At 37.4% G+C, this 25402-nt stretch carries 29 protein-coding genes; 16 read left to right on the top strand and 13 right to left on the bottom strand.

Features of this window, described 5'->3' with window-relative positions:
• The first annotated feature begins 89 nt into the window (after window positions 1-89).
• Together IO90_RS17145 and IO90_RS17150 are read left to right on the top strand one after the other, a co-directional pair.
• Window positions 90-494 (top strand): hypothetical protein, encoded by a 405-nt coding sequence (locus IO90_RS17145; RefSeq protein ID WP_034970177.1) that lies wholly within the window; start codon window positions 90-92, stop codon window positions 492-494.
• 118 nt (window positions 495-612) lie between these two features.
• Window positions 613-1950, top strand: a complete 1338-nt coding sequence (locus IO90_RS17150; protein ID WP_034970179.1) for a UDP-N-acetylmuramate--L-alanine ligase — start codon at window positions 613-615, stop codon at window positions 1948-1950.
• 153 nt (window positions 1951-2103) lie between these two features.
• Here IO90_RS17150 and IO90_RS17155 read toward each other — a convergent pair whose 3' ends face one another.
• From IO90_RS17155 to IO90_RS17165, 3 genes are all read right to left on the bottom strand, one after another.
• On the bottom strand, window positions 2104-2550 hold the full coding sequence (locus IO90_RS17155) for a thiol:disulfide interchange protein (RefSeq protein WP_131450911.1): 447 nt from the start codon (window positions 2548-2550) through the stop codon (window positions 2104-2106).
• Between the two features lie 32 nt (window positions 2551-2582).
• A complete protein-coding gene (locus IO90_RS17160; RefSeq protein ID WP_034970181.1) occupies window positions 2583-4673 on the bottom strand; it encodes a TonB-dependent receptor plug domain-containing protein in 2091 nt (696 codons plus the stop codon).
• A 219-nt stretch (window positions 4674-4892) separates the two neighbouring features.
• Entirely contained in the window at window positions 4893-5576 is a 684-nt protein-coding gene (locus IO90_RS17165; RefSeq protein WP_034970184.1) for a Bax inhibitor-1 family protein, read from the bottom strand.
• A 415-nt stretch (window positions 5577-5991) separates the two neighbouring features.
• Here IO90_RS17165 and IO90_RS17170 point away from each other — a divergent pair, with 415 nt between their 5' ends.
• Window positions 5992-7146, top strand: coding sequence for a homogentisate 1,2-dioxygenase (locus tag IO90_RS17170; RefSeq protein ID WP_034970186.1), 1155 nt, complete (start codon window positions 5992-5994; stop codon window positions 7144-7146).
• A gap of 60 nt (window positions 7147-7206) precedes the next feature.
• Here the strand turns inward: IO90_RS17170 and IO90_RS17175 are convergent, their stop codons facing one another.
• Window positions 7207-7497, bottom strand: coding sequence for a hypothetical protein (locus IO90_RS17175; protein ID WP_034970187.1), 291 nt, complete (start codon window positions 7495-7497; stop codon window positions 7207-7209).
• 177 nt (window positions 7498-7674) lie between these two features.
• Here IO90_RS17175 and IO90_RS17180 point away from each other — a divergent pair, with 177 nt between their 5' ends.
• From IO90_RS17180 to IO90_RS17210, 7 genes are all read left to right on the top strand, one after another.
• Window positions 7675-8946 (top strand): acetyl-CoA hydrolase/transferase family protein, encoded by a 1272-nt coding sequence (locus IO90_RS17180; protein ID WP_034970190.1) that lies wholly within the window; start codon window positions 7675-7677, stop codon window positions 8944-8946.
• Window positions 8947-9017: 71 nt separating this feature from the next.
• Entirely contained in the window at window positions 9018-9809 is a 792-nt protein-coding gene (locus IO90_RS17185; protein ID WP_034970193.1) for a hypothetical protein, read from the top strand.
• Window positions 9810-10133: 324 nt separating this feature from the next.
• Window positions 10134-11264: a 4-hydroxyphenylpyruvate dioxygenase gene (gene hppD / locus IO90_RS17190; RefSeq protein WP_034970195.1), complete on the top strand. Its 1131-nt coding sequence runs from the start codon at window positions 10134-10136 to the stop codon at window positions 11262-11264.
• Window positions 11265-11459: 195 nt separating this feature from the next.
• The gene (gene fahA / locus IO90_RS17195; protein ID WP_034970197.1) at window positions 11460-12707 is read left to right on the top strand and encodes a fumarylacetoacetase; all 1248 of its coding nucleotides are present in this window, start codon (window positions 11460-11462) and stop codon (window positions 12705-12707) included.
• Window positions 12708-12722: 15 nt separating this feature from the next.
• Window positions 12723-13181: a hypothetical protein gene (locus IO90_RS17200; RefSeq protein WP_034970200.1), complete on the top strand. Its 459-nt coding sequence runs from the start codon at window positions 12723-12725 to the stop codon at window positions 13179-13181.
• Window positions 13181-14005: a flavin reductase family protein gene (locus tag IO90_RS17205; RefSeq protein WP_034970202.1), complete on the top strand. Its 825-nt coding sequence runs from the start codon at window positions 13181-13183 to the stop codon at window positions 14003-14005. The genes IO90_RS17200 and IO90_RS17205 overlap by 1 nt, the downstream gene beginning before the upstream one ends.
• A 34-nt stretch (window positions 14006-14039) precedes the next feature.
• Window positions 14040-14285 (top strand): hypothetical protein, encoded by a 246-nt coding sequence (locus IO90_RS17210; protein ID WP_034970205.1) that lies wholly within the window; start codon window positions 14040-14042, stop codon window positions 14283-14285.
• A 2-nt stretch (window positions 14286-14287) separates the two neighbouring features.
• Here the strand turns inward: IO90_RS17210 and IO90_RS17215 are convergent, their stop codons facing one another.
• The 6 genes from IO90_RS17215 to truA form a co-directional block, all read right to left on the bottom strand.
• A complete protein-coding gene (locus IO90_RS17215) occupies window positions 14288-14599 on the bottom strand; it encodes a type II toxin-antitoxin system RelE/ParE family toxin (protein WP_228374712.1) in 312 nt (103 codons plus the stop codon).
• Complete coding sequence (locus IO90_RS17220) at window positions 14596-14832, bottom strand: hypothetical protein (RefSeq protein ID WP_034970210.1); 237 nt, start codon at window positions 14830-14832, stop codon at window positions 14596-14598. Before IO90_RS17220 ends, IO90_RS17215 begins: the two co-directional genes overlap by 4 nt.
• A 71-nt stretch (window positions 14833-14903) precedes the next feature.
• Window positions 14904-16652 (bottom strand): ABC transporter ATP-binding protein, encoded by a 1749-nt coding sequence (locus tag IO90_RS17225; RefSeq protein WP_034970212.1) that lies wholly within the window; start codon window positions 16650-16652, stop codon window positions 14904-14906.
• Between the two features lie 306 nt (window positions 16653-16958).
• Window positions 16959-17726, bottom strand: a complete 768-nt coding sequence (locus tag IO90_RS17230) for an alpha/beta hydrolase (protein WP_034970215.1) — start codon at window positions 17724-17726, stop codon at window positions 16959-16961.
• Window positions 17727-18031: 305 nt separating this feature from the next.
• A complete protein-coding gene (locus IO90_RS17235) occupies window positions 18032-18619 on the bottom strand; it encodes a Crp/Fnr family transcriptional regulator (RefSeq protein WP_034970216.1) in 588 nt (195 codons plus the stop codon).
• Between the two features lie 99 nt (window positions 18620-18718).
• Window positions 18719-19447 (bottom strand): tRNA pseudouridine(38-40) synthase TruA, encoded by a 729-nt coding sequence (gene truA, locus IO90_RS17240; protein ID WP_034970218.1) that lies wholly within the window; start codon window positions 19445-19447, stop codon window positions 18719-18721.
• An 83-nt stretch (window positions 19448-19530) separates the two neighbouring features.
• On the opposite strand from truA, the gene IO90_RS17245 reads away from it, so the two are divergent.
• The 4 genes from IO90_RS17245 (at window position 19531) to IO90_RS17260 (ending at window position 21484) form a co-directional block, all read left to right on the top strand.
• Complete coding sequence (locus IO90_RS17245; RefSeq protein ID WP_034970219.1) at window positions 19531-19833, top strand: hypothetical protein; 303 nt, start codon at window positions 19531-19533, stop codon at window positions 19831-19833.
• Window positions 19834-19853: 20 nt separating this feature from the next.
• Window positions 19854-20348 carry a metallophosphoesterase family protein gene (locus IO90_RS17250; protein ID WP_034970222.1) on the top strand — a complete coding sequence of 165 codons (495 nt, stop codon included), beginning with the start codon at window positions 19854-19856 and terminating at the stop codon, window positions 20346-20348.
• A gap of 193 nt (window positions 20349-20541) precedes the next feature.
• The gene (locus tag IO90_RS17255) at window positions 20542-21036 is read left to right on the top strand and encodes a Smr/MutS family protein (RefSeq protein ID WP_034970226.1); all 495 of its coding nucleotides are present in this window, start codon (window positions 20542-20544) and stop codon (window positions 21034-21036) included.
• Between the two features lie 58 nt (window positions 21037-21094).
• A complete protein-coding gene (locus IO90_RS17260) occupies window positions 21095-21484 on the top strand; it encodes a DUF1398 domain-containing protein (RefSeq protein WP_034970229.1) in 390 nt (129 codons plus the stop codon).
• A gap of 60 nt (window positions 21485-21544) precedes the next feature.
• On the opposite strand, the gene IO90_RS17265 is transcribed toward IO90_RS17260, so the two are convergent.
• Window positions 21545-22093, bottom strand: coding sequence for a YqgE/AlgH family protein (locus IO90_RS17265; protein WP_034970232.1), 549 nt, complete (start codon window positions 22091-22093; stop codon window positions 21545-21547).
• Between the two features lie 303 nt (window positions 22094-22396).
• On the opposite strand from IO90_RS17265, the gene pdxH reads away from it, so the two are divergent.
• The gene (gene pdxH, locus IO90_RS17270; RefSeq protein ID WP_034970236.1) at window positions 22397-23047 is read left to right on the top strand and encodes a pyridoxamine 5'-phosphate oxidase; all 651 of its coding nucleotides are present in this window, start codon (window positions 22397-22399) and stop codon (window positions 23045-23047) included.
• Window positions 23048-23133: 86 nt separating this feature from the next.
• Entirely contained in the window at window positions 23134-23715 is a 582-nt protein-coding gene (locus tag IO90_RS17275; protein WP_034970240.1) for an N-acetylmuramoyl-L-alanine amidase, read from the top strand.
• A 55-nt stretch (window positions 23716-23770) separates the two neighbouring features.
• Here the strand turns inward: IO90_RS17275 and IO90_RS17280 are convergent, their stop codons facing one another.
• Window positions 23771-24586: an aminotransferase class IV gene (locus tag IO90_RS17280; RefSeq protein ID WP_034970242.1), complete on the bottom strand. Its 816-nt coding sequence runs from the start codon at window positions 24584-24586 to the stop codon at window positions 23771-23773.
• Between the two features lie 50 nt (window positions 24587-24636).
• Entirely contained in the window at window positions 24637-25023 is a 387-nt protein-coding gene (locus IO90_RS17285; protein WP_034970246.1) for an START-like domain-containing protein, read from the bottom strand.
• Window positions 25024-25402: the final 379 nt, after the last annotated feature.

A 25402-nucleotide genomic window follows, 5' to 3' on the forward strand; every position in this document is an offset into this window, starting at 1 on the left:
TCTTGGAAAAAACGTTGTGTTTAAGAATTTTGGCAACGATTTTGTTTAGGTGAACTTACCTATTTATAATCACAAAACATTTTCACAATATGGAAGCTACAGAACTTAGACTCAACAATTTTGTCATCTACGAAGATGAAATTGTACCTGTAATCGGGATGGAAAACAACGATAACGGACTTTTGGTGAAAATCGATTCTCATAATGTGACCGACTTTAGAAATCTAAAACCAATTGCACTCACTGCAGAATGGTTCCAGAGATTGGGCTTCAAAGAAGCGTACAGGTCGTCCACAAGAGTACGATTCGAATTGCCAAACTATTGCAGATATGATTTTGATTTGAGTTCCAACAAGATTCTACAAGGGTTTTTGTTCTTTGGAAACTACATCAAATGCAACCATCTTCACCAGTTACAAAACATTTATTTCACGCTCACGGGCGAGGAATTGAAAATTGAGGAATGCCTCAAGCAAAGAGAAATCGTTGCATAAAAATTGAAACCTGAATCTGAAAAGTTCAGGTTTTTTTATTTCTATCCTGATAAATATTCTAAGTTCTCACTTCTAATATCTCACATCTTTCCTTACTTTTGTCTAAAATTATTCAGAATTGAAAACCCATTTCATTGCTATTGGCGGTTCTGCGATGCACAATCTTGCCATTGCGCTCAAAGATAAAGGCTATCAGGTCACAGGCTCAGACGATGCTATTTTCGAACCTTCAAAATCCCGTTTGGACAAAAAAGGAATTCTTCCCGCAGAATTGGGTTGGTTTCCCGAAAAACTGACTTCGGATATCGATGCTGTAATCCTCGGAATGCACGCGCACGCCGACAATCCTGAGCTTGCCAAAGCAAAAGAATTAGGTTTGAAGATTTATTCTTATCCAGAATTTCTCTACGAACAGTCCAAAGAAAAAACCAGAGTGGTCATCGGCGGTTCCCACGGGAAAACCACCATTACATCGATGATTCTTCACGTTCTCAATTTCCATCAAAAAGATATTGATTATATGGTCGGTGCCCAATTGGAAGGCTTCGATTGTATGGTGAAAATTACGGATGACAATGATTTTATGATTCTCGAAGGCGATGAATATCTGTCTTCCCCAATTGATTTGCGTTCTAAATTTTTATTATATCAACCCAATATCGCATTGGTTTCCGGAATTGCTTGGGACCACATCAACGTTTTCAAAACCTTTGACGATTATATCGACCAATTCAGAAAATTTGTGGCGAGCATCACGCCTGGCGGTGTTTTGGTTTATAACGAGGAAGATGCAGAAGTAGTGAAAGTGGTGGATTCGGCTGAAAATTATTTCAGAAAAATCCCTTACAAAACGCCAGCATACAAGATAGAAAACGGAATCGTCAATCTGAAAACCGATATGGGCGATATTCCATTGTCCGTTTTCGGAAAACACAATTTGCTGAATATGGAAGGCGCAAGATTCATCTGTTCGCAATTGGGAATAATGGAAGAAGAATTCTACGAAGCAATTATGAGTTTCAAAGGTGCATCGAAACGTCTTGAAATCGTCAAAAGAGCTGATGGCGGTTTGCTTTACAAAGATTTCGCGCACGCACCAAGCAAAGTGAAAGCGACTGTTTCCGCATTTGCAGAACAATTCTCTAAGACCGAAACGTTCGGATTTTTAGAATTGCATACCTATTCAAGTCTCAATCCAGTTTTCCTCGAGCAGTACGACCACGCAATGGACGGTTTGGACAACTCCGTCGTTTTCTATTCAGAAGACGCTTTGAAAATCAAGAGAATGGACCCGATTTCTCCAGATTTGATTAAGGAAAAATTCAAAAATGAAAACCTGAAAGTCTTTACCAATGCAGAAGACCTTCACGCATACTGGGAAACTTTGGACAAAACCAAAGGCGCTTTTGTGATGATGAGTTCCGGTAATTTCGGAGGCTTAGATTTGACGAAATAAAATTTTATTAAATATAAATTATCAACCTTCTGGATTAATTTTCAGAAGGTTTTTTATTAATGATAAATTCGCAAAAAAACACTGAAAGTCCCAAAGGGACGACCGATTTCCCAGCATAGGAATTTATTCCTATGCGAATAATATGATAATGCATCAATTTAATTTCCCCAACAATAATTTCAAAGTCCCATTATTAACCAATCCCTCATTACGAAACAAAACTTTCCCATCTTTATCAATCAAAATCCAACTCGGATAAACCGGTTTTTTATTTAATGAAATCTCAACCGCCAATTCGTGAATCCCAGAATTTCCATTCGAAATGTAATTGTAATTTTCAACAAAAAATTTAATCGATTCTTTATATTTTTCAGGATTGAAAGTGATAAAATAAACATTCTCATCCAGCAAATTTTTCAACTCCAAATCCTTCTCCATCTGATATTTCTGAATTTTACAAATCGAGCACCAATCGGTTTTGATATAAATCAAAATCGGTTTGTCCAACTTTTCCGGCAAACTTTCAAATCCATAATGCCTCACTTCCTGAGAATTAAAAATCCCGGAAATCATTAGTAATATGAAAGCTAATATTTTCATTAATCTAACTTCTAAAATCTAATTTCTAACATCTATCTTATCTGATAACGAATCCCCAAAAACGTCCGAATCCCCTGCATCGGCGCATAGCCGTAAGTCGTATCAAAAGTGTAACCGTAAGGATTGCTGGCAACATCATCCACTTGATTGTCAAACGGGTCAAACGGACGAAGAATCGGATTTTTCGGTATGAAATTGAGTAGATTTCTTACGCCTCCATAAATCTCAAACCCATTATCAAATTTCTTGGTTAGCTGAATATTCATCAATGTAAACCAAGGTGAATATTCTGGTCGGAAATCATCCGGAAGAGTTGGCAATCGCATTGGTCCGTAAAATTGCCCCGTCAAATCCGTCGAAAATTTGTTTGCAAATTGATAACTCAAATTGTAAGTTCCGCTCCATTTCGGCGCGTGCAATTGCTGGATTCTGTCGCCTTCATTTTCCTGATAGACATCCATATAAGTCACTCCAAACATCAACTGAATCGGCAAAGTCCAATTTGTACTAATGTCCGCAGAAATTCCTCTCGAAATCGCGTGTCCAGCCAAATTATCATAAATAATTTTATCCGGCTCCGAATCAAAATCACCCACAATTTTATTATTGAAATAAGAATAAAATCCATTCACATCAACATTGATAAAATAATCCTTGATTGGAATTTTCATCAGATAACTCAGATTCGTATTCAAAGATTTTTCTGGTTTTAAGTCATCCGCAATAACTACTTCCCTCGATCCAGTCAACGCCGAATGGTCTTCTGTGAAAAGATTCACCACACGGAAACCGGTTCCAAAACTCAACCTCAAAGTATGATAAGGATTCGGCTCAAATTTCCACGCCACTCTCGGCGAATGCACAGATTTGTGAATCTTGTGATAATCATATCTGTAACCCAAAAGCAAGGTGTTTTTATCATTGATTTCCCATTCGTCTTCCAAATAAAACCCATAAATCGGTGATTTCATCGGCTGATTTTCGCCAGCGATATTTGCAGTTCCAGGCGTGTTGTCATCGTAGAAAGTCGATTTCAAAGTGGTTCCACTTTTCAAAAGATGTTTTCCCAATTGCTTCTCCCAATTCATTTGCAAGAACAAAACTTTCTGAGTCGCCAAGTAAGAAGTGTTTCCATAAAACGAATCCTGATGATGGTAATTGTAAGAATATTGGAGTAAAAATTTCTCCTTCAAAGGCAACTGATAAATTCCAAAAAACTCAAAACGGTTGGTGTAAATGCTTTCGCCGTAAACATCATCCGAACCTCGGTTTTCCTTTTGCCACTGCATTTCACCACCAAATCTATCTTCGTAAAAATATCTCAAAGCAAAACTCGCTTGTCGGTTTTCTTTTCTTTTGAAATTCCATTTGTTGAAAACTGAGATTCGGTTTTGCAAAGGCGTGTCGGTGAAATTGTCTTTGTTATGGTCAATTCTGTTCCCGAAATAGAAATAATTAAGACTCAGCAAACTGGAAAAATTCTTGTTGTCAAACACTTTCTTCGCAATATCAAGATTGATTTCACCTTGATTTCCCGTCATCACATCGGTCGAAAAATCCGGCGCTTGCAAAGCATTTTTTGTAATGATATTAATAACGCCACCCATCGCTTCCGAACCGTAAATAGACGAAGCCGGACCTTTCGTCACCTCGATTCTATCAATCAAACTATTCGGAATTCCGCTGAGTCCATAAACTGTGGAAAGTGAACTGACGATGGGCATTCCGTCAATCAGAATCATCGTGTAAGCGCCTTCCAAACCGTTGATGTGAATGTCGCCTGTATTGCAAACTGCGCAATTCAGCTGAGGTTTCACGCCGTTTACCATCGCAATCGCTTCAAACATATTGGCCGTCGGATTTTTCCTGAAAAATTGTTGCGAATAAACGTCCGTCGAAATCGGACTGTTCAATTTCTTCACAGAAAACTGATTGATGGTCACTTCATCAATATCATTTGATTTCTTCAAAGTGTCAACGGAAGCAGTTAAGGAATCTTCCCGACTAGTTTGCGTCACCTTCAAAGTGTCCACAGAAGAAGTTAAAGAATCTTTCGGAATAGATTCAATTTGCGCACTAATTAAAACCGAAAATAAGCTGAGTATAATGTAAAGTAATTTCATTAAAACAAAAATGTTAGACAAAGCTAACAATTTTATTAGAAATAAAAAATTTACTTTGATTTTAATTTCTCGCACACAAAAAAAACTCATCAAAAAAATGATGAGTTTTAAATTATTAATTGTCAGTCTGAGGCTCTTGAAAACCTTTAACAATATCAGTCTGAGGCTATCGAAGACTTTTAGCAATGTCAGTCTGAGGCTCTCGAAGACCAATAAATATTAATCTCTTCTGCTCAAAAATATTCTCAAAATATACCAGAACAAAAGCATTATGGATGAGAACAATTGTAAAGCCGCGCCGACATATTGACCTTTGGAGTATTGATTTTTGATGTTGTAAGTCTCATACAAAATACTCGCACTTGCCAGCGCAACCATCGCCAAAGAGAACCAAAGTCCAAGATTGAACCCGAAAATTGCGCCAACCACAATCACGCCCAGCGCTACAAATCCACCAATCACGATGATATTTCTAAGGAAAGAAAAATCTTTGTTCGTGAGGAAAACTGCCGCCGTCAATCCAGCAAACATAAATGCCGTTACCAGCGCTGCCTGCGTGATGATTTCCGGTGCGTACAACGTTGCGATGCCCAACATCGGAAGGAAAATAACCGCTTGTATCAAGACAAACAATCCCAATCCCAAATATTGCGTGGTTTTTGAAACGGAAAACGACAATTTGGTCGCCAACATAGACACCATCCAAAACACGCCGATGATGAACAACCAAGTATATTTGCCAGAAACCATCGACAAAATCATTTCCATCGGAACCACTTTCAGTAAGATGCTTTCCACCGCTCCGAACGCCAAAATCGCCACTGCGACGTGCATATACGTTTTTCTGTAAAATTCTGCTCTTTCGATTTCCGAAATTTCCGAAACCATTAATGAATCATTCATTTGTAAAAATTTTAATAATCTCAAAGATAACATTTTCTAATAAAAACGAATCTTAAGACTTTCATAATTATTTTTTAGGAGCCGGGAACCTGCTTTCCGTTGCAATTCCTCGCAAGCCAGCCTGTCCTGAGCCTGTCGAAGGGCCTGCTGTGGGATTTCCACTGCAATCAGGGCTATGGGTTTCAGCATAAAAACAACAGTGTTCCTAAAAACGTATTTTTGTCATTCCGTAGGAATCTAGACTGCTGAGATTCCTACGGAATGACAAAGATTGTGTTTAAACTTAGCTGAGCGAAGCGCCTTTGCGAACCTTAAAAATATTTTCAATAATTTCCAATAAATCTTAGCGCACTTAGCGTTCAAATAAAAGTATCAGAAAAAAATATTACATTTGAGAAAAGCCAAATCCAACAAAATGAGATACGTTCAGCTAGGTAAGATTCCACCAAAAAGACACACGGTTTTCAAATCCGAAGACGACCAGTTCTATTACGAGCAACTCTTTGGAACAGAAGGTTTTCACGGCATTGCATCGTTGTTGTATCACACGCATCGCCCGACTCAAATCAAATCCATTGGCGAAGCAAAAGACGTGACGCCGAAAATCGCAGTCGAGAAAAACGTCACGCCAAGAATGATAAAAGGCGCAAAAGTCACACCCGAAGATGACTTTTTGGAAAGCCGAAAGGTTTTGATGCTAAACAACGATTTGAAAATGGGTCTGGCAAAACCAAGAAAATCGCCAGATTATTTCTACAAAAATGCAGAATGCGACGAGCTGCTCTTCGTACACGCCGGAAAAGGAATTCTCAAAACCATGCTCGGAAATATTGAGTTTTCGGTCGGCGATTATCTCATCATTCCGAGAGGCACGATTTATCAGCTGGAATTGGAATCTGAAGACAATGTTTTTCTTTTCATCGAAGCACATTCCCCGATTTACACGCCGAAGCGTTACCGAAATGAGTTCGGACAATTGCTGGAGCATTCTCCGTTTTGTGAGCGCGATATTGTTCCGCCAACTTTCGTAGAACCGAAAAATGAGAAAGGCGATTTTCTAATTAAAGTAAAAAAGGAAAATCAAATCACGGATTTCATTTATGCCACGCATCCGTTTGATGTTGTTGGTTGGGACGGTTATTTTTATCCTTATAAATTCAATATTAAGAACTTCGAACCGATTACGGGGAGAATACATCAACCGCCTACGGTTCATCAGAACTTCGAAGCGCATAATTTTGTGGTTTGCTCTTTTGTGGCAAGAATGTACGATTATCATCCACAAGCGATTCCTGCGCCGTACAACCATTCGAATATCGATTCCGACGAGGTTTTGTTTTATACGGAAGGTGATTTTATGAGCAGAAACCACGTGGATTTGATGGATTTTTCGCTTCATCCAGGTGGCGTTGTTCACGGTCCGCATCCTGGCGCGATGGAACGAAGCATCGGCAAAAAATCTACCGACGAATATGCGGTGATGGTTGACCCGTTCAGACCTTTCAAACTGACGGAAGAAGCAATAAGAGTGGAAGACCCAAGTTATAAAACGAGTTGGTTGGAAGATTAAATCAATAAAGAAAGCTAACAGAAATGTTAGCTTTTTAAGTTTTGTTCAAAATTAAATGAATTAGCTCCCCGCAATCGGACTTCCAAAAATCCCAACGGCCATTTCTGCCCAAATCAAAATTAATAAAGCAAGAATTCCGAGGACCAAAATCAATCTGGCTTTGAAAGTTTTCACTTTTTTCAAAATAAAATCAATCGTAAAAACTGTTGCAAATAGCAAGAGTCCCATAATCAGAAAATCGGATAAAGTCCAATTGACTTCTTTCGTAAACTGCATTGCGACCAATGGAATCATTAATATAAAAACTGGAAGAGAATAAAGGATTTTTGAAATTTGCTTTTGTGTTGTCATTATTTTAAAATTTTAATTAATGATAAAGAACTTTGAATTACAAAGTAAAATCTTTTTATTGAATTCTCAAAATATTATTGTGACTTTTATCATTTTGGTTGATTTGTAGCTGGTTGAATGACAATGCTCATTTCGATTCAAAAATTATAAATCTAACTTTGTTAAAAATAAAAAGCAATGATCAATTACGTAAGCCCAGAAGAAGCAGTTTCAATTATCAAAAGTGGTGACAGGATTTTCGGACACGGAAGTGCGTGTACACCCAACCTTTTGTACGATGAATTGGCAAAACAATCCTCCCGTTTGAAAGATGTGGAGATGGTTTCCATCACGCAACAAGGCAATGTGGAAATCGCCAAACCTCAATATAAAGATAGTTTTTACATCAATTCACTCTTCACATCAGCTCCAGTTCGAGAAGCTGTGAATTCCGAAAATGGCGATTACGTTCCAATCTTTCTGAGTGAAATTCCAATTCTTTTCAAAAATGGGATTTTGCCAATTGATGTTGCTTTGATTACCGTTTCACCTCCAGATGCTCACGGCTATTGCACGCTTGGAACTTCTGTAGATGTAGCGAGAGGTGCAATTGATACAGCGAAAAGAATCATCGCGATCGTAAATCCGAAAATGCCCAGAACCCACGGCGATGGAATGATCCACATCAACAGAATCGAAAAAATGGTTTGGAGCGAGGACGAGCTTTTGACCATTAATTATAGCGAGAAAGTCGGTGAGGAAGAAATGAAGATTGGTAGAAATGTTGCCGAATTGATTGATGACAAAGCGACGATCCAAATGGGAATCGGAACCATTCCGGATGCGGTTTTGCAATGTCTTCATAACCACAAAGACCTTGGTGTCCATACAGAAATGTTGAGTGACGGCGTTATCGATTTGATCAAAAATGATGTCATTAATAATAAATATAAAGGTACTCACGCCAACAGAACGATCACGAGTTTTTGTTTTGGGACCAGAAGATTGTACGACTTTGTTGATGACAATCCGGCGGTTGCCTTTATGGATGTTCAGCACGTGAATTTTCCAATTAATATTATGAAAAACAAGAAAATGCATGCCATTAATTCTGCAATCGAAATTGATTTGACAGGACAGGTTTGTGCAGATTCTATCGGAACTTATCAGTTCAGCGGAATCGGTGGACAAATGGACTTTATGCGTGGCGCGGCTTTGAGCGAAGGTGGCAAGCCAATTATGGCCTTATCTTCCAGAACCAAAAAAGGTGTTCCGAGAATTGTCCCTTTCCTAAAGCAAGGCGCTGGCGTTGTGACGACTAGAGGTCATATTCATTATGTTGTTACGGAATTTGGTACGGCATATCTTTATGGGAAAAACCTTCGTCAAAGAGCACAGGCTTTGATCGAAATTTCGCATCCCGATGACAGGGAAATGTTGGATAGGGCAGCGTTCGAAAGATTTAAATAAAAAATTAAACAAACCATTAATTTTTCTTCTTGTTTTTGTATATTTGAGTGAACACTCAAGAAGAAAACTAGTTGAAATCAATCTATAACTTAATTAAGGACGAAATAAGGGGAAATCCTGCGGTTAAGAATTCAATACTAGGGAAAGCAGATCCCTGGAAAAGGAGTCATTACATCATTCTTTCGGAAATCATAAAAGAAGACCTTTCCATTAGAGAAGAATTACAAAATGAAAGGAAATTTGAGTTAGGAACCAGTATTTCACACATCACTTTGCAACGTTTTTTCGAAAGCGATTATCATTATAAAACCCATAATGATTTACGGTTTCTGAAAACTTTGGACAAGATTTGTATTTTCCTAGGTTTCAAGGATCTTAATACTTACGTGATGAGTATGAAGGATCAAAATCTTTACAACGAAAATGCCTTCAGCAAAGAGCTTACGACGGATATAGTTTACAGATATTGCCATACCAATTTTGAGTTTTTCAAATGTTTTCCAGTGCAGAAATTGGAAGTTTTTGATGAGTTGATTTTCCCAGAGTCTCCTTTTATCGAGAGGATCAGAACGTACAGCTCCAGTCTTTGTGATAGAAAACTGAAATTAAATATTAAAAACAACCGTTCCAGTTTTGAGATTTTTGATCTTGATGTCATATCGGAAGAATCGGACAAGATGGTTATCAAGACTCAGGAATTTTGGAATCTGGTTTTCATAGAAGAATCTGGCGAAGAACATATCGTGAATGAACTCAATACACAGATCTATTTTATAAAAAACATTGATGATGTCTGGATGATTTGGGACAATTACAATCCAAATTCTGGATTACTAAATATCAGAATATACAAAAAGCCGTAGCAATTACGGCTTTCATCATTATTTGTGTTTTTAGAATCTGTAAGACTCTCGAACAAATCTACTAATACACAATCAATAAAATTAAACTTAAGTGTACTTAAAAATACATATTGCATTATATTTATTAATAGAGCGTGCTAGCACTTGTTTGAATAATATAATTTTATTTTTTTGAGATTATGAAGGGAGATTTTATGGATATGAGCTTGATTTCATATTTTTTTGAAGTTGAATTTACTTTCAAGAGCAATAAACTAACAATCGTTAGTTGGTATCCGGAAAATTCTTATCTTGGCATCAACATGTATAAAAGTAAAAAGTAAAATGTCAACACTCACTTTTGCCGAGAAAATCGCACAAGCCGAGAATTTTCTCCCCATCAACGGAACAGATTATTTAGAGTTTTATGTAGGAAATGCCAAGCAGGCGGCGCATTTTTACAAAACCGCATTCGGTTTTCAGTCCGTGGCTTACGCAGGTCCGGAAACTGGCGTCAGAGATAGAGCGTCTTACGTTCTTCAGCAAGGAAAAATCAGATTGGTTTTGACTTCAGGTCTCAAGTCGGATTCTCCAATTTGTGAACATCAGAAAAAACACGGCGATGGTGTCAAGATTTTGGCACTTTGGGTAGATGATGCAGAAAAAGCTTTTGAAGAAACCACAAAACGTGGCGGGAAACCATATTTGCAACCTCAAACTTTGACCGACGAATTTGGCGAAGTGAAGATGTCCGGAATATACACTTACGGCGAAACGGTTCATATGTTCGTGGAACGTAAGAATTACAATGGCGCCTTTATGCCAGGCTACGAACCTTGGAAAAGCGACTACAATCCTTCCGATGTTGGACTTTTGTACGTGGACCATTGCGTAGGAAATGTCGGCTGGGACAGGATGATTCCAACTGTGGAGTGGTACGAAAAAGTGATGGGATTTGTGAATATTCTCTCATTTGATGACAAACAAATCAACACAGAATATTCGGCTTTGATGTCAAAAGTAATGTCCAACGGAAACGGATTTGCAAAGTTCCCAATCAATGAGCCAGCAGAAGGTCAGAGAAAATCGCAGGTTGAGGAATATCTTGATTTCTACGAAGGCGAGGGCGTTCAGCACATTGCGGTCGCTACAAAAGATATCGTGAAAACTGTTACAGAACTGAAGAGTAGAGGCGTAGAATTCCTTTCACCACCGCCAGAAGCCTATTACGATATGATTCCGGACAGAGTTGGGAACATTGACGAAGACATCAAAAAACTTCAGGATTTAGGAATTTTGGTGGATTGTGATGAGGAAGGCTATCTGCTTCAAATCTTCACAAAACCCGTGGAAGACAGGCCGACGTTGTTCTACGAAATCATCGAGAGACACGGCGCTCAGAGTTTCGGAGCCGGAAATTTCAAAGCACTTTTCGAAGCCTTGGAAAAAGAGCAGGAAAAACGTGGTAACTTATAAACCAAATCATTCATTATAGAATTAAAGCATTATTTTTAATGCTTTAATTTTTTATGGCAACTTATCCGCCTTCCGCTCTCAATCTTTTTGCCGAGCTTTTCCAGCCACAAAAAAGGATTTCCGCTCAAGTCGGGTTGCTAAGATTCAACGTTCCAAACTTTGAATTTTAAACTCAAAACTTTAAACTTAAAAAAAATGAAATCATTCATAGAATATTCCTCAGATTCAGACTTTTCCATTCACAATATTCCGTTTGGCGTTTGTGTTTTTAATAAAGAATTTATTGCCTGCGCCACGAGAATCGGCGACATCGTTATCGATTTGGCAACTTTGTACGACCTCGGCTATTTTGAAGAAATCACCGAAATGGACGATAATGTCTTCGAAGCTTACACCATCAATGAATTCATCGAACTTGGAAAACCAATTACCAATAAAGTTAGAGAGAAAATCCAACAACTGTTATTGGAAGATTCACTTCTTTCGAAAGACGAACGAACGATTACAGATTGCTTCTACAATCTCGACGAAATCCAAATGATGATGCCTTTGCACATCCCGAATTATACCGATTTTTACAGTAGTATCCAGCACGCAACCAATGTCGGGATGATGTTCCGAGACCCTGCCAATGCGCTTCTTCCAAATTGGAAGCACTTGCCAGTTGGTTATCACGGTCGTGCTTCATCCATCGTTTTATCAGGAATCGATATCATCAGACCTTACGGACAAATCAAACCGCCAGATGCAGACAAACCAATTTTTAGCGCTTCAAAACAACTCGATTTCGAATTGGAAATGGCATTTGTCGTAAATAAAAATACAGATTTAGGCGACAGGATTTCTGTGGCTGAGGCGGAAGATGTTATTTTTGGAATGATGATTTTCAACGATTGGTCGGCGAGAGATATTCAAAGTTGGGAATATGTACCACTGGGACCATTTTTAGGGAAGAATTTTGGCTCGTCTATTTCGCCTTGGATTGTGACTTTGGAAGCTTTGAAACCTTTCAAAACTGAATCTCCAAAGCAAGAACCGGAAGTCTTGGATTATCTGAAATTTGATGGCGACAAAAATTATGACATCAATCTTGAAGTTTATTTGAAACCGGAAAACTCCGAAGAAAATTTGATTTCACAAAGCAATTACAAATTTATGTATTGGAATATGTTCCAGCAGTTGGCGCATCACACGGTCAATGGTTGCAATGTGGAAGTTGGCGATGTTTACGCCAGCGGAACGATTTCTGGAGAAGATGAAAAATCTTACGGCTCGATGCTGGAATTATCTTGGAAAGGCACAAAACCATTGCAATTGAAAAACGGCATCGAAAGAAAATTTATCGAAGACAACGATACGATAACGATGAAAGCTTGGTCTGAGAAAGACGGCATTCGAGTTGGATTTGGGGAAGTTTCAGGGAAGATTTTGCCTGCTATTTAAAATTTATCTCTTATTATGAAAGTTTCAATTCTTCTTTTTATTTTCATTATTCTATTCAGTTGCAAAAAAGAGCACGAAGGAATTAGTGACTGTATGTGCTTCAATGGAGATGTGCTGGATTCGGTAATGACAATTACCAATCCTGTTTTTGAAACTAATGATAATCAAGAGTTTTTAACTTATAATTGTGCTGAAGTAGAAATCGCAATCGCTTCTGTGACAGATTCTGCAGGCAATGAATCTTGCGAAAATCTAGTAGATGTTGTGTGTATTTCCAACACACCCTACACTGTGAAACTGGCAAAAAAAATCAATTATACTTCTACAGATTTTACTAAAATCAACACGGATAAAGAATCTGATAAACGTTTTCTAATTAATGAATTTAAAGAAAATTCTAAGCAAATTTTCGAAGTGAATATTGATAAGAATAAAGAAATCGTAGCAATAAAAAACTTGAGAAATAATAAATAATGAAAACAATCATCCCATCCGATATTTCCGCAGTTCAGCTCCAGCAAGTGATGCAAACAGCGATTGCTCCACGACCAATTGCTTTGGCAAGCACAATCAACAGCAAGGGAGAAATCAATCTTTCGCCGTTCAGTTTTTTCAATATGTTCAGCACGGTTCCGCCGGTTGTGATTATTTCGCCTTCCAGACGCGTGCGTGACAATACGACCAAACACACTTTGGAAAACCTGAATGAAGTTCCAGAGTTGGTCATTGGAAATGTGAATTTCGAAATAGTTCAGCAGGTTTCTTTGGCGAGTACGGAATACGAAGATGGCATCAATGAATTCATCAAATCCGGATTGACGATGAAACCAGCCGACATCGTAAAACCGCCTTTAATTGTAGAATCGCCAGTTAATTTTGAATGCAAAGTTCTTGAAATTAAAAGTTTAGGAAAACTTGGAGGCGCAGGAAATCTTGTGATTGCCGAGATTGTAAAAATTCATATCAACGAAAAATATTTGGATGAAGCTGGAAATCTGGACCAAAAACAATTGGATTTGGTCGCAAGATTAGGCGGGAATTTCTACTCTCGTAACAACGAAAATAACATCTTCGAAGTTCCAAAACCGCTGGTGACAAAAGGGATTGGCTATGACCAGCTTCCAGACGAAATCAAACAAAGTCATATTTTCACAGGCAATGATTTGGGAATGTTGGCAAATGTGGAAATTTTGCCAATTGGTCGTTTTTCTTCGGAAAAAGATGTACATTTATTAGCTCAGAATTATTTAAAAAACAATGACATTGAAAATGCGTGGAATGTTTTAAAATCTGAATGATAGCCATTAAAAACTAAAAACCATCCATTAAACTATGAAAAAATCGGTGTATCAAACCATCATCAGCCTTCTGATTTTGGTGATTGTGATGTCGGTTTTTGCCGTTGTCAACATTCAGGTCAGTTTGAAATATGAAACTGAGAATATGAAAGATTGCATTTCTCTGATTTCTGGGAGAAATCTTTGTCAGGAATTGTTGGCTTCAAAAATTATCATTGTGATTTGCCTAATCATTGTTTCTGGGATGTTGAGTTTTAGAGGAAGAATTGTGAAGGATTAATTCTATTTTTCTCTTTCTATTTTTGTGGGATTTTGACGGGTGTCGAAAATGTCCACAATTTCAATTCGGTTCTTTTGTTCATTAAACCAATAAATGATTTTATAATTTTTATAAACTAAATACCTGAAGTTTTCTTTACGGTCAGAAAGGAATTCCTCTTTTTGCCCAATCTTGTTCTGGAAATCTAAAATTTTTGTTTGTTCTACAATTTGCGTAACCAAGTTCTTGGCAATTTTAGAGCTTGCATTTATTTTATAATATTCGAAAATATTTCTTAATCCTCTTTTGGCAAAGCTTGTCCAGAAAATTTTCATTGCCATTGTTTGATTTCGGAGAGCAATTCATTTGACTCTGTCACTTCATCATCATTAGAATCCTCTAAAGATGCATCGATGCGGGAATTTAACTCTTCAACTGTGAACGGTTTGAACTCTTTCTCAGCTTGCTTGGTTTTTTTCAAAAGCTTTTCGAATTGAGAAATTAACTCCTCATTTTGAAGATTCAGAAAAGCCTGAACAAATTCTATTTTTCTCGTTTCGATATTCATTTTCAAAAGGTTTTAATCAAAATTACAAATTTATTTTGAATCAAATATTTAATGAATTAAATCTCAAATTATTAAATCATCTTATCTCCATCCGGCGAAACCACCTGCGCCTTGTAAAGCAAAGAATAATAACCGTTTTTCGCAAGCAATTCCTGATGCGTTCCTTCTTCCACAATCAATCCGTGGTCCATCACGATGATTTTGTCCGCTTTTTCAATGGTCGAAAGTCGGTGTGCGATGAGGATTGATGTTCTGTTCTTCGTTATTTTCTCAGTCGCTCTTTGGATTAATTTTTCGCTCTCGTGGTCGATGGATGAGGTCGCTTCGTCCAGAATCAGAATTTTCGGGTCGGAAAGATAAGCTCTTAAAAATGACAACAATTGTCTTTGTCCAAGGGAAATGGACGAACCTCTCTCGCTCACCACATAATCATAACCGTTTGGCAAACTTTCAATAAATTCATCAACGCCGATTTCCTTTGAAGCTTTTTTGACTTGTTCCAATGTAATGCTTTCGTCGCCCAAAGTCAGGTTTTCAAAAATACTGCCGTGAAAAAGGAAAACGTCCTGTAGAACCACGCCAATGTGACTTCTCAGATTGTACAATTCATAGTCGCGAATATCAACATCATCCAACATTATTTTTCCAGAATTGATATCGTAAAGTCTGGTAATCAAACTGATAATTGTAGATTTTCCAGCGCCGGTAGCGCCGACAATGGCGACAGTTTCACCCGAATTAACCTTGAAGTCAATGCCTTTCAAAACCAATTGTTTCTCATCGTAAGCAAAATGAACTTTCTGAAATTCAATTTTTCCATCAAAGTGGTCTCGCGCAATCGTTCCATTATTCGGCATTGCTTGGTCTTCATCCATTACACCAAGAACTCTTTCTGCGCCAACAATTCCTCTTTGAATATTATTAAATCTATCCGCAATCTGTCTCAACGGACGAATCAACATATTGATGAACTGAATAAACGCGATAATAACACCTGGCGTAGATTTGATAAAACCACCGTAAAACAGGATGAATCCAATAAAAAGTGACGAAATCAACTCGACAACCGGAAAGAATAGTGAAAAGATGAAAACCGTTCTCAACAAAGCTTTTTTAAGTTCAATATTGATTTTATCAAACTTTGTAAACTCGGCTTCCTGTCTGTTGAAGACTTGGATTAATGGCATTCCTGCCAAGCGTTCCTGCACAAAACTATTCTGCGTCGAGGTCCAGCTTCTTTCCAATCCGAAAGCCGTTTTCAGTTTTTTCTGGAAAACTCTTGTGATGATGACCATCAACGGAAGAATCGCTAAAGAAATCATACTGAGATGCGTATCCACCTGAAACATCGCAAACAACACCATTACGATTCTCAAAATATCTCCGAAAACCATCAAAAATCCGTCTGTGTAAACCGTCGCAATTGTTTCTACATCACCAACCGCTCTAGTTACTAAACTTCCAATAGGTGTCTTGTCAAAGAAAGCCGTTCTGAAATAAATCAGTTTGTGATAAAGCCTTTCTCTAATATCTCTGATTACATTCTGTGAAATAAAATTCGAGAAATAAACCAAGAAAAAATTAAGAATCGTCTCTGCAATCACCAATCCGATGAGCAGATAGATGTGCTTCATCAGTTGCGCTTTGTCTTTCAACTGTACGATATCTATATCGACCACATTTTTCGTCAGAATCGGTCTGTAAGTAGAAACGATTGCTAGAACAATGGAAATTACAAGGGTGATAATAAACCACGACCGGAATTTCATCCCAATCATAAACAGTCTTTTTACAATATCCCAGGTCGTTTGTTTCTTCATTTTTCTTTTGATTCCAGAGATTTTTCAGTGTCGAAAAAATCTTTGCAAAAATAAGACTTTAAAATTTTAAACTTTGACCAACCACAGAAAATATTGATAGAAACTGTGAATACATCTAGTGATTACTTTTTGGACAGCCTTATCTGTCTGGAGTTTATCCTGAGCCTGTCGAATGATTTCCTCTATTTTTTCCAAAGCTAAATCCCCGAAAAAAATGAGCTCCACTCAAACCTAACGAAGCGTTTCATCGATTCTAAATAAAAATAAAAAGGATGAGATAAGCCGGACAACAGTGACTTTATCAAATTATTGTTTTGAAATCCATTCGGAAACATAGCCTGCCACTTCTTCCCAACCTTTTTCGCCACAGATAAAATGACTTCTCCCTTCGAATATTTTCAAATCGACAATAGAATTTTTGTCCTTGTACGAGCCAGCAATTTTCGCAGTAAAATCAGCGGGGAAGATAGCATCATTGGCACCTCCAATGAATAATAGTGGATTGTGAGCTTTCTTAAAATCAACATTACCAATGGATTTCAAAAGCGGGTCTCTTGCTAATCTTCTGCTTTCCGGAGTGGCCACTGTTTCATACAATTTGTCACTTTCTTCTCTGGAATAATTGTTGAAAAATGCGCGATGATACCAATCTTTTGTTCCAAGATACGCACTATTTCCTTTGAAGAAATTGAAAACTGGCCAAACGATTTTGATGGTTGAGAATGGCGCCATCACGTTTTTTGGCGGAGCACCGTCAATACTAACTCCGGCAACTGCTTTTCCCATTTCAATGAGTTTTTGAACCAATAATCCTCCGAATGAATGTCCTACAACGATAGGTTTTTCAGGTAGTGTATCGATGAAGTTGGCAAGCTTGTTCAGAGTTTGTTCAAAACTTACAGTTCTTAGTTCGGAAGGGATATTTCTTTTCAGTTCTTCAGGATTTCCTTCGTGTCCGGGATTGGAGGGTGTGTGAACGGTGTAACCTTTGGCTTCGAAATAAGTTTTCCAGTTTTTCCAGGTTGTATTGTTTACGAATAAGCCGTGAATCAATACGATAGTTTTTGTTTTCATAATATTTATTTGTTTAAATTTCTGAAACAAAGGTCTGACTATAAAACGGTTATAATTTTAACTTGGGTTAAAATCGCATCATTTTTAAAAATAAATATTTAAGCTTTATATTTGAATTTAATTGGGGTAGCTATTTGCCATTCGTCGAAACCGTTTTATCTATTTTTTTATGGTAGCTTTTCCGCCTTCCGTTCCCAATCTTTTTTGTTCGAACATTTGATTTTAAATAGAACTTAAGTCAAAGCAAAAAAGGATTTCCACTCAAGTCGGGCTACGTGAGATTCTCTGTTAAAAAAACTGAAAAACTACTTTCCAATAAGCCTCTTTCTAATTCGACTCAAAGAAGGCCCTTGAATTCCCAAATAAGAAGAAATGTGATACAACGGAACATTGTTGAAAATATCCGGATGGTCTTTTACAAGGTCGAGATAACGTTCTTCCGGCGACTTCAAAAGAAAACCTTCGATTCTCGTCATCGTGACATTGAAGGCTTCCTGCGCCAACAATCTCCCGAATTTTTCCCACTGATGGGATTTGCTGTAAAGGGAAACCAAATCGGTGTGGCGAATAAAAATAATGGAAGCATCTGTCATCGCCTGAGTATGGTAATCACAGGCAATCTGATTCACAAAACTTTTGAACGGGACAACAAATCCGTTGGAAGAATAGAGGAAAACGTTCTTTTCTTCGCCTGCTTTTTCATTGATGGTGTAAGAACGGAAAACGCCATCCACCACAAATCCTAAATAAGTGCAGACGTTGCCACGCAGGTTATAGAATTCGCCTTTTTTGTAATTTTTGTGAAGCCAAAGGTCAGATGACAGTTTGAAATCTTCCTCGGAAAGTCCGGCAAATTGATTCAGTGCGAACGCCAGTTTTTCTAATTCTGTCATAGTTTTTAGGTATTAGATTTTAGGAAATAGATAGAGGACTTACAATCAGTGATTTAAAGGTACAATTAATTTTTTTAAAAACAAATAAAGCCTTAAAAATCAATAACCTACATCTACCAAAAAAAGACCTTGCGCAGGAGCTGAAACGCCCGCCGAATTTCGGTATTTGTCCTCGATGATTTTCCGCAAATCGTTGGGTTGTAATTTTCCGGTTCCGATTTCCACCATTGTTCCGACAATCGCTCTCACCATATTTCTCAAAAATCGGTCAGCAGAAATCGTGAATTTCAATTGAGTTCCAAACTGTTCCCATTCTGCTTTGTAGATTTTGCAGATGTTGGTTTTGTTGTCTGCGTGGAGTTTGGCGAAGCTTGTAAAATCATCGTATTCGAAAAGGATTTTGCAGGCCTCGTTCATCGCATCGATGTTCAATGGTTTTTGACGCCAGGTTTGCCAAGACGAGTCAACTGTGAACGGATTTTTCTCTGTCGAAATATAATATTCATAAGTCCGGAAAGTCGCACTGAATCGTGCATGCATATCAGCTGGAACTTCAAAAATTTGTTTGATAGAAATATTTTCTGACAAAAAGGAATTGAGTTTGTAAGCCAAATTTTCATCGATATTTTGCTCCGTTTCGAAGTGTGCGAACATTTTTTTTGCGTGAACGCCAGTGTCGGTTCTTCCTGCGCCAGTTGTTTTTATCGGTTCTCTCAGGATTGTTGATAAGGCTTTTTCCAATTCTTCCTGCACAGAAATTTCGTTGGGCTGGATTTGATAGCCAAAAAAAGAAGAACCGTCGTAAGCAAACTCTATAAAGTATCTCATTTCGACGCAAATTTCCTGATTTTTTTTTAATTAATAAGAAAATCTTAATTCGTAATTTCGTGACTCGAAAAATCCTTCAATCAATGAAACCGCTCAAGACAAATAAACTTTCCAATCCTGCAGAATTCATCAAGCTGATGGTCATCATTTTTGTTTTGGTTTCAGTTTTTCTTTTCAGTCAGGGAGTTTCGCAACAGCAAACCATCATCAACGGTGTTGTCCTTTTGATTCTTTTTATTTGTTTGCAATTGACATTTGTGATTTTGTACAAAAAGGGAATCAAAACTTTGGCTTTTTGGATTCTGATTATTTTGTTATTAATGGGAGTTTCGTTGGGTGTGGCAATCTGGTATTATTCGAAATATGGAATTACTTTTCAGCTTTAATTATTAATTTAAATTTCAAAATGAAACGCATCCTTCTTTTATCAGACACACATTCCTATATCGATGACCGGATTCTTGACTACGCAAAAGACGCCGATGAAGTTTGGCATTGTGGCGATTTTGGGAATATGAAAGTCATTGAGGAATTAGAAAAAATAAAACCAATTCGTGGCGTTTATGGAAACATCGACGAAGCAAAAATTAGAACGATTTTCCCTGAAGTTTTGAGTTTCAAATGTGAAGACGTTGATGTTTTGATGATTCACATCGGCGGTTATCCGGAGAGATATTCGGCTCTGGCGAAACAAGAGATTGCTGAGAAGACACCGAAATTATTCATTTCCGGGCATTCTCATATTCTGAAAGCGATGTATGACAAAAGAAATAATTTATTACACCTCAATCCCGGCGCTTGCGGAAAAGTCGGCTGGCACAAAGTCAGAACGATGATGCGTTTTACCATTAATAAAGAAGAAATTAAAGATTTGGAAGTGATAGAATTGGGAAGTAAATAAGTTGGAGAGTCTGAGGATTTGAGAGTTTTAATGTTAAAGTCAAAGTCCCATCGGGACGATTATATCTTAGTATAGGAATTTATTCCTATGTAAAAAGTGAAGATTATGTCTGAGCATAGAAATTATTCCTAAAAATATTGGAAATCATATCCCAGCATAGAAATATATTCCGATGGAAATTAATAAATAGAAAATGAAAATAGGAGACAAAGTTTCGTTAATCGATGATGATTTGAAAGGAACCATTTTGAAAATCATTGCTGACCAGGTGAAAATCGAGGATGAGCACGGTTTCACCTACAATTTTCCTAAAAGTCAATTGACGCTTATTGATTCTGGATTATATGATAATTCGCCGGTCATCAGAAAAAATGAAAGCTCGAAAAACGTTTCCAAAAGACACAATAAAACACCTCTAAAATTAGATTTACATTTTCAATTATTGGTCAAAAATCCATCTGATTATGACGCTTTCGAGAGACTGATGATTCAAAAAGAAAAACTTTTGGAGACCATAGATTTCTGTAGAAAAAATCACATCAAGAATTTGGAAATCATCCACGGCATCGGTGACGGCGTTTTGCAGAAAATGGTCTATGATATCTTGGAAGGACTATCAAATGTAGAATACGATGAACACGGATTTTTCTACCACGAATCGGGTAGAGTCGAAGTCAAATTTCTGTAGATTCCCTTTGGCAGGAATCTTGAAACATTTAAATTAACATTATCAAAAACTCAAATATATGTTCACATTAGCACAAATAGAATCCGCACATTCCGACATGGAAAGCGGGAAGAACTTCCCCGCATTTGCAAAAAAAATCAAAGAAATGGGCGTTCAGACTTTCGAAACTTTCGTGGAAGATGGTTCAACGATTTACAAAGGAAATGACGACTACGAAGTTTCTGGCGTTCAGCAATACGCACCACATTTAATTTATGGAATCGTAAATCCAGAGAAATTTTTGGCGGATTTGAGAAATCACCAGCAAGGCAACACAGACTTTTTCCAATTCTGTAAAGACTGCGCGGACAGTGGCATATTCAAATGGATTGTCGATTTGAATGCAAAAACTTGCACTTACTACGACGCAGAAGGAAATCATATTTTTGAAGAAAAAATCCCAGATTAATCTGGGATTCTGTATTTATTGAATGGAGAGAAATTTTGAGAGAGGAAGTTGAGGTAAAATCTAATTCAGAGAGACGTCTTCTGGTGCATTCGCCCAAAGCAAAAATTCTCCGCCCAGATTTTGCATAATATTTTTCCATAGACCTTGGTCATTTGGCAACGTATAATCCAAGTTGTAAACATCCACGATCGTCCAAAGTTTGCGTTGCAACTCACCTTCCAATTGCAAAGATGACCAGCCCGAGTAGCCAGAGAAAACTTTAATGTCCGCCACGCTTATTTCCTGATTTACAACTGCAGAAATCACAGAATCAATATCCTCCGTCAGATAGAACTCGTGGTTGATTTCGATAAATTCAGGCGTTATTTTCTCACCTTTCAGGATGAAGTAGATTCTTTCATTTTCCACCGGACCACCTTCGTAAAGCTCTACTGGAAACCCAAACGCACTCATCAATCGGGAACTGATATTTTGATTTTTCTTATTCAGAATCAGACCAAAAGCGCCACTCTCATTATGGTCCACAATAAGAACAACCGAACGGGAAAATATATCGCCCGAAACATCCGGCGTTGATATTAAAATTTTGCCTTTGTAAGAGTAATTCATCTATCAAATCTATAAAAAAATATTTTTTTGAAAAAAGAATTCCATCAAAAATTTAAGTTAAAATTATAAAGCTTAGAATATTTTGGGCAACTATTTGACATTTGTCGAAACCGTTTTATATTTGTTTGATGGTCGCTTTTTCATCTTCCACTCCCAAACCTAACGAGGTGGTGACGAAGTCAATCTTTTTGCCTTTGTTTTTTTTAATCGACGCCATTGATTGTAATAACCCCGAAATTAAATCAAATTATATAAAAAATCTTAACGAACTTTGCGTTTAGAAATTTTAGAATTCGAAAGAAAATGAACAGCGAAAACCTCCACGATAAAAGAAGAATCTACGAAAAATCACAACTCATAGAATCAGAGATAAAAGAAAACCCGATCGAGCAATTTCGCGACTGGTTTCTGGACGCAGAAAATAACCCGGATGTCTCCGAATCCAATGCAATGGCCATTTCCACCGTGGAAGAAGACGGTTGTCCAAGAACAAGAATGGTTTTGCTGAAATCCTACAATTGGGAAGGCTTCATCTTCTACACCAACTACGAAAGCCGAAAAGGAAAATCAATTGAGAATACGCACAAAGCTTGTCTACATTTTTTTTGGCCAAGTCTAGAAAGACAAATCATCATCAAAGCTAATGTAGAAAGAATTGCAGAAAATCTCAGCGACGGCTATTTTCATTCAAGACCAAAAGGAAGCCAATTAGGCGCCACAGTTTCACCTCAAAGTCAGGAAATTCCAAACCGCGATTTTCTCGAAAATAAATTAAAAGACCTCGAAAAAGAATTCGAAAACAAAGAAATTCCAAGACCGAAAAATTGGGGAGGCTATATCGCAAAACCCTACGAAATCGAATTTTGGCAAGGAAGACCAAACCGCCTTCACGACAGAATTATCTACACTTTGGAAGATAACATCGATTGGAAAATCTCACGATTGGCGCCTTAACCTTTATGTTTTTTATAATTCCCTTAACTTTATTTTTAAATAATATTATCGTTATTTGTTTCCTAACCATTAAAATTGAATTAATTATGAAAAAGTTATTGAGAGTTACTAGTGTTGTTGCGCTTGGTTTTCTACTATCTTTCACATTTTCGAAAGAGAAAAAAGTGGTAGTGATCGACGCTGGTCACGGCGGAGCCGATATGGGTGTTAATCGAGAAGGATTTATAGAAAAAGATGTCGTGCTCAAGGTTGCAAAGAAAATCAAAGAGCTAAATAAAAATGCTAATTTGGAAATCATTTTGACAAGAGACGATGACTCATTCCCAACGCTTGCCGAGAGAACAGATAAAATCAACAAACTGAAACCTGATTTCACAATTTCTCTTCACGTCAACAGTGTTTTCAAAGATAAATCTGACAAAAGGGGCGCTGAAGTTTATTACAAGGAAAACGATGCGTCCAAACTAATTGCGGACAAACTAGCTTTAAAATTTGATAATTGTCCAGTGAAAACAGCTAAGCTTCATATGTTGAGAATGTCCGATAACCCTGCTGTAATGTTAGAGTTGGGATTCGTGAATAATCCCCACGAAAGAGAATATATTGGCAGCGAAAAAGGACAAATTGAAATGGCCGAGAAAATCTTAAGCGTTATCAACGAACATTAATTATTTGAGAAAAATTATTCATGAAAAAAAATCCAGCCGATGCTGGATATGTGTTTTATAAAGAAGAATTGAAGGCTTCGCTCCATTTATTTACCATCTCAGAAAACCGTGTGTTTTCAAAAATTTTGTTCCTGATTTTTGAAACCGAATGAACACCTTTTTCATCAGAAATTCTTAAAATCTCTTCTGCTTTTTGAGATTCGAAAGCGATGATTTCCGCTTCTTCTATTTCGGCCAATTTGTTTTTATGGATGAAAGTGACAAAGTTTTCCATCAGTGGCGAAATGTACGCACCTTCCGTCTGTTTCGGGATTTTAATGATATTATCCTGCAAAAACAAAAGATTTCCAAAGATACTTCTGGCAATTTTTTTGTTTGGATTAAGGAGGATCACATCGTCCAAATCATTTTCTTTGGCGTAAATCTGAGCGTAGATATTTTCCGGAGAATGCACTCTGATATTACTCAAAAGATTAGCATTTACATTGATTTCCTTAATCAAATCCAACTCCACATTGCCTTGGATTCTCAACACATCTTCCGTCTCATCCACTTCAAAAAAGAAAGCCGTTTCCGATTTTGACAAAGGCTTGTCGTCCTGTTTTCTGTAAGCCATCAATTGGACGATTCCGTTCTGAACACCCTTTGATAAAACTTCGTTCTGAAAAAGTTCTTGGAAAAACTCCAATGTGTAAGTCAATGGAATGTTCAATCTCATCTTTCGCATCGAAGCCATTAGGAAGAAGTAAGATTCTTCCGCCATAATGATCTGACCGTTTCTGATGAAAAATGAAACCCAAACCGAATCTCCAAAAAGAAAAGAGCGATTCAGTAATTGTAAATTGTCTTGTGTGTAAATTATCTTCTGCATTGTATGATGTAAAAAAAATAATGAACGATAAAATCGTTCATCCATTATTTTTAAGAAGCTCCTAATTTTAACTGTAGATTTTCTATCAGATTTTCCCAATAGAGTCTGTTTTCCTCCTCATCGCCAGGCTCGCAAAAGTCGGTGATATTCAGAGAAAGGTCATCTGTAATCTCGTCTATGACAATAGAAAGTTCGAAGAAATATTTAGAACCTTCGTCCTCTTCCCAACGGAAACGCACGAAACTTTCCGGCTTATATCTGATCAGTGTCGCTTTTTCAGCAGGACCACTGCCCCAACTGAAGAAAAAATCGTCTCCACGCTCCACTACATCTTCCGCAAACCATTCTGATAGTCCCTCTGCACTCGCCAAATACTCATACAGAATCTCTGAGAGACAATGCATATTGTATTCATACTGCACTTTCGTTTTCGCCATATTCAAATTCTAATTGTGGCGCAATATATAAATTAATTTTTTATTTCCAAATCAAAATGTCTATTGAAATTCAAAATTTTTATAGAAATAATGTATGATTTTTATTAGCCGATTTCAAACACTCGGGAAAGGTGCATTATATCTGTAATTTGAATGAATATTTGGGCAGCTTTATCCGCCTGCAGTTTATCCTGAGTTTGCCGAAGGGCTCCCAATCTTTTTGCCTAGCTTTTCCAGCCACAAAAAAGGATTTCCGCTCCTTTAGATTTGCAATAATAAAATATGATTGGAAAATATTAAATTTAGAAAAGAGAAAAGCATTTAATTAAACTTTGCTCCGCTCCGGGAAAAACCCATGGCTTGATTTAGAATTAAATGC

The organism is Chryseobacterium sp. FH1 (assembly GCF_000735135.1).
GTDB lineage: Bacteria > Bacteroidota > Bacteroidia > Flavobacteriales > Weeksellaceae > Epilithonimonas.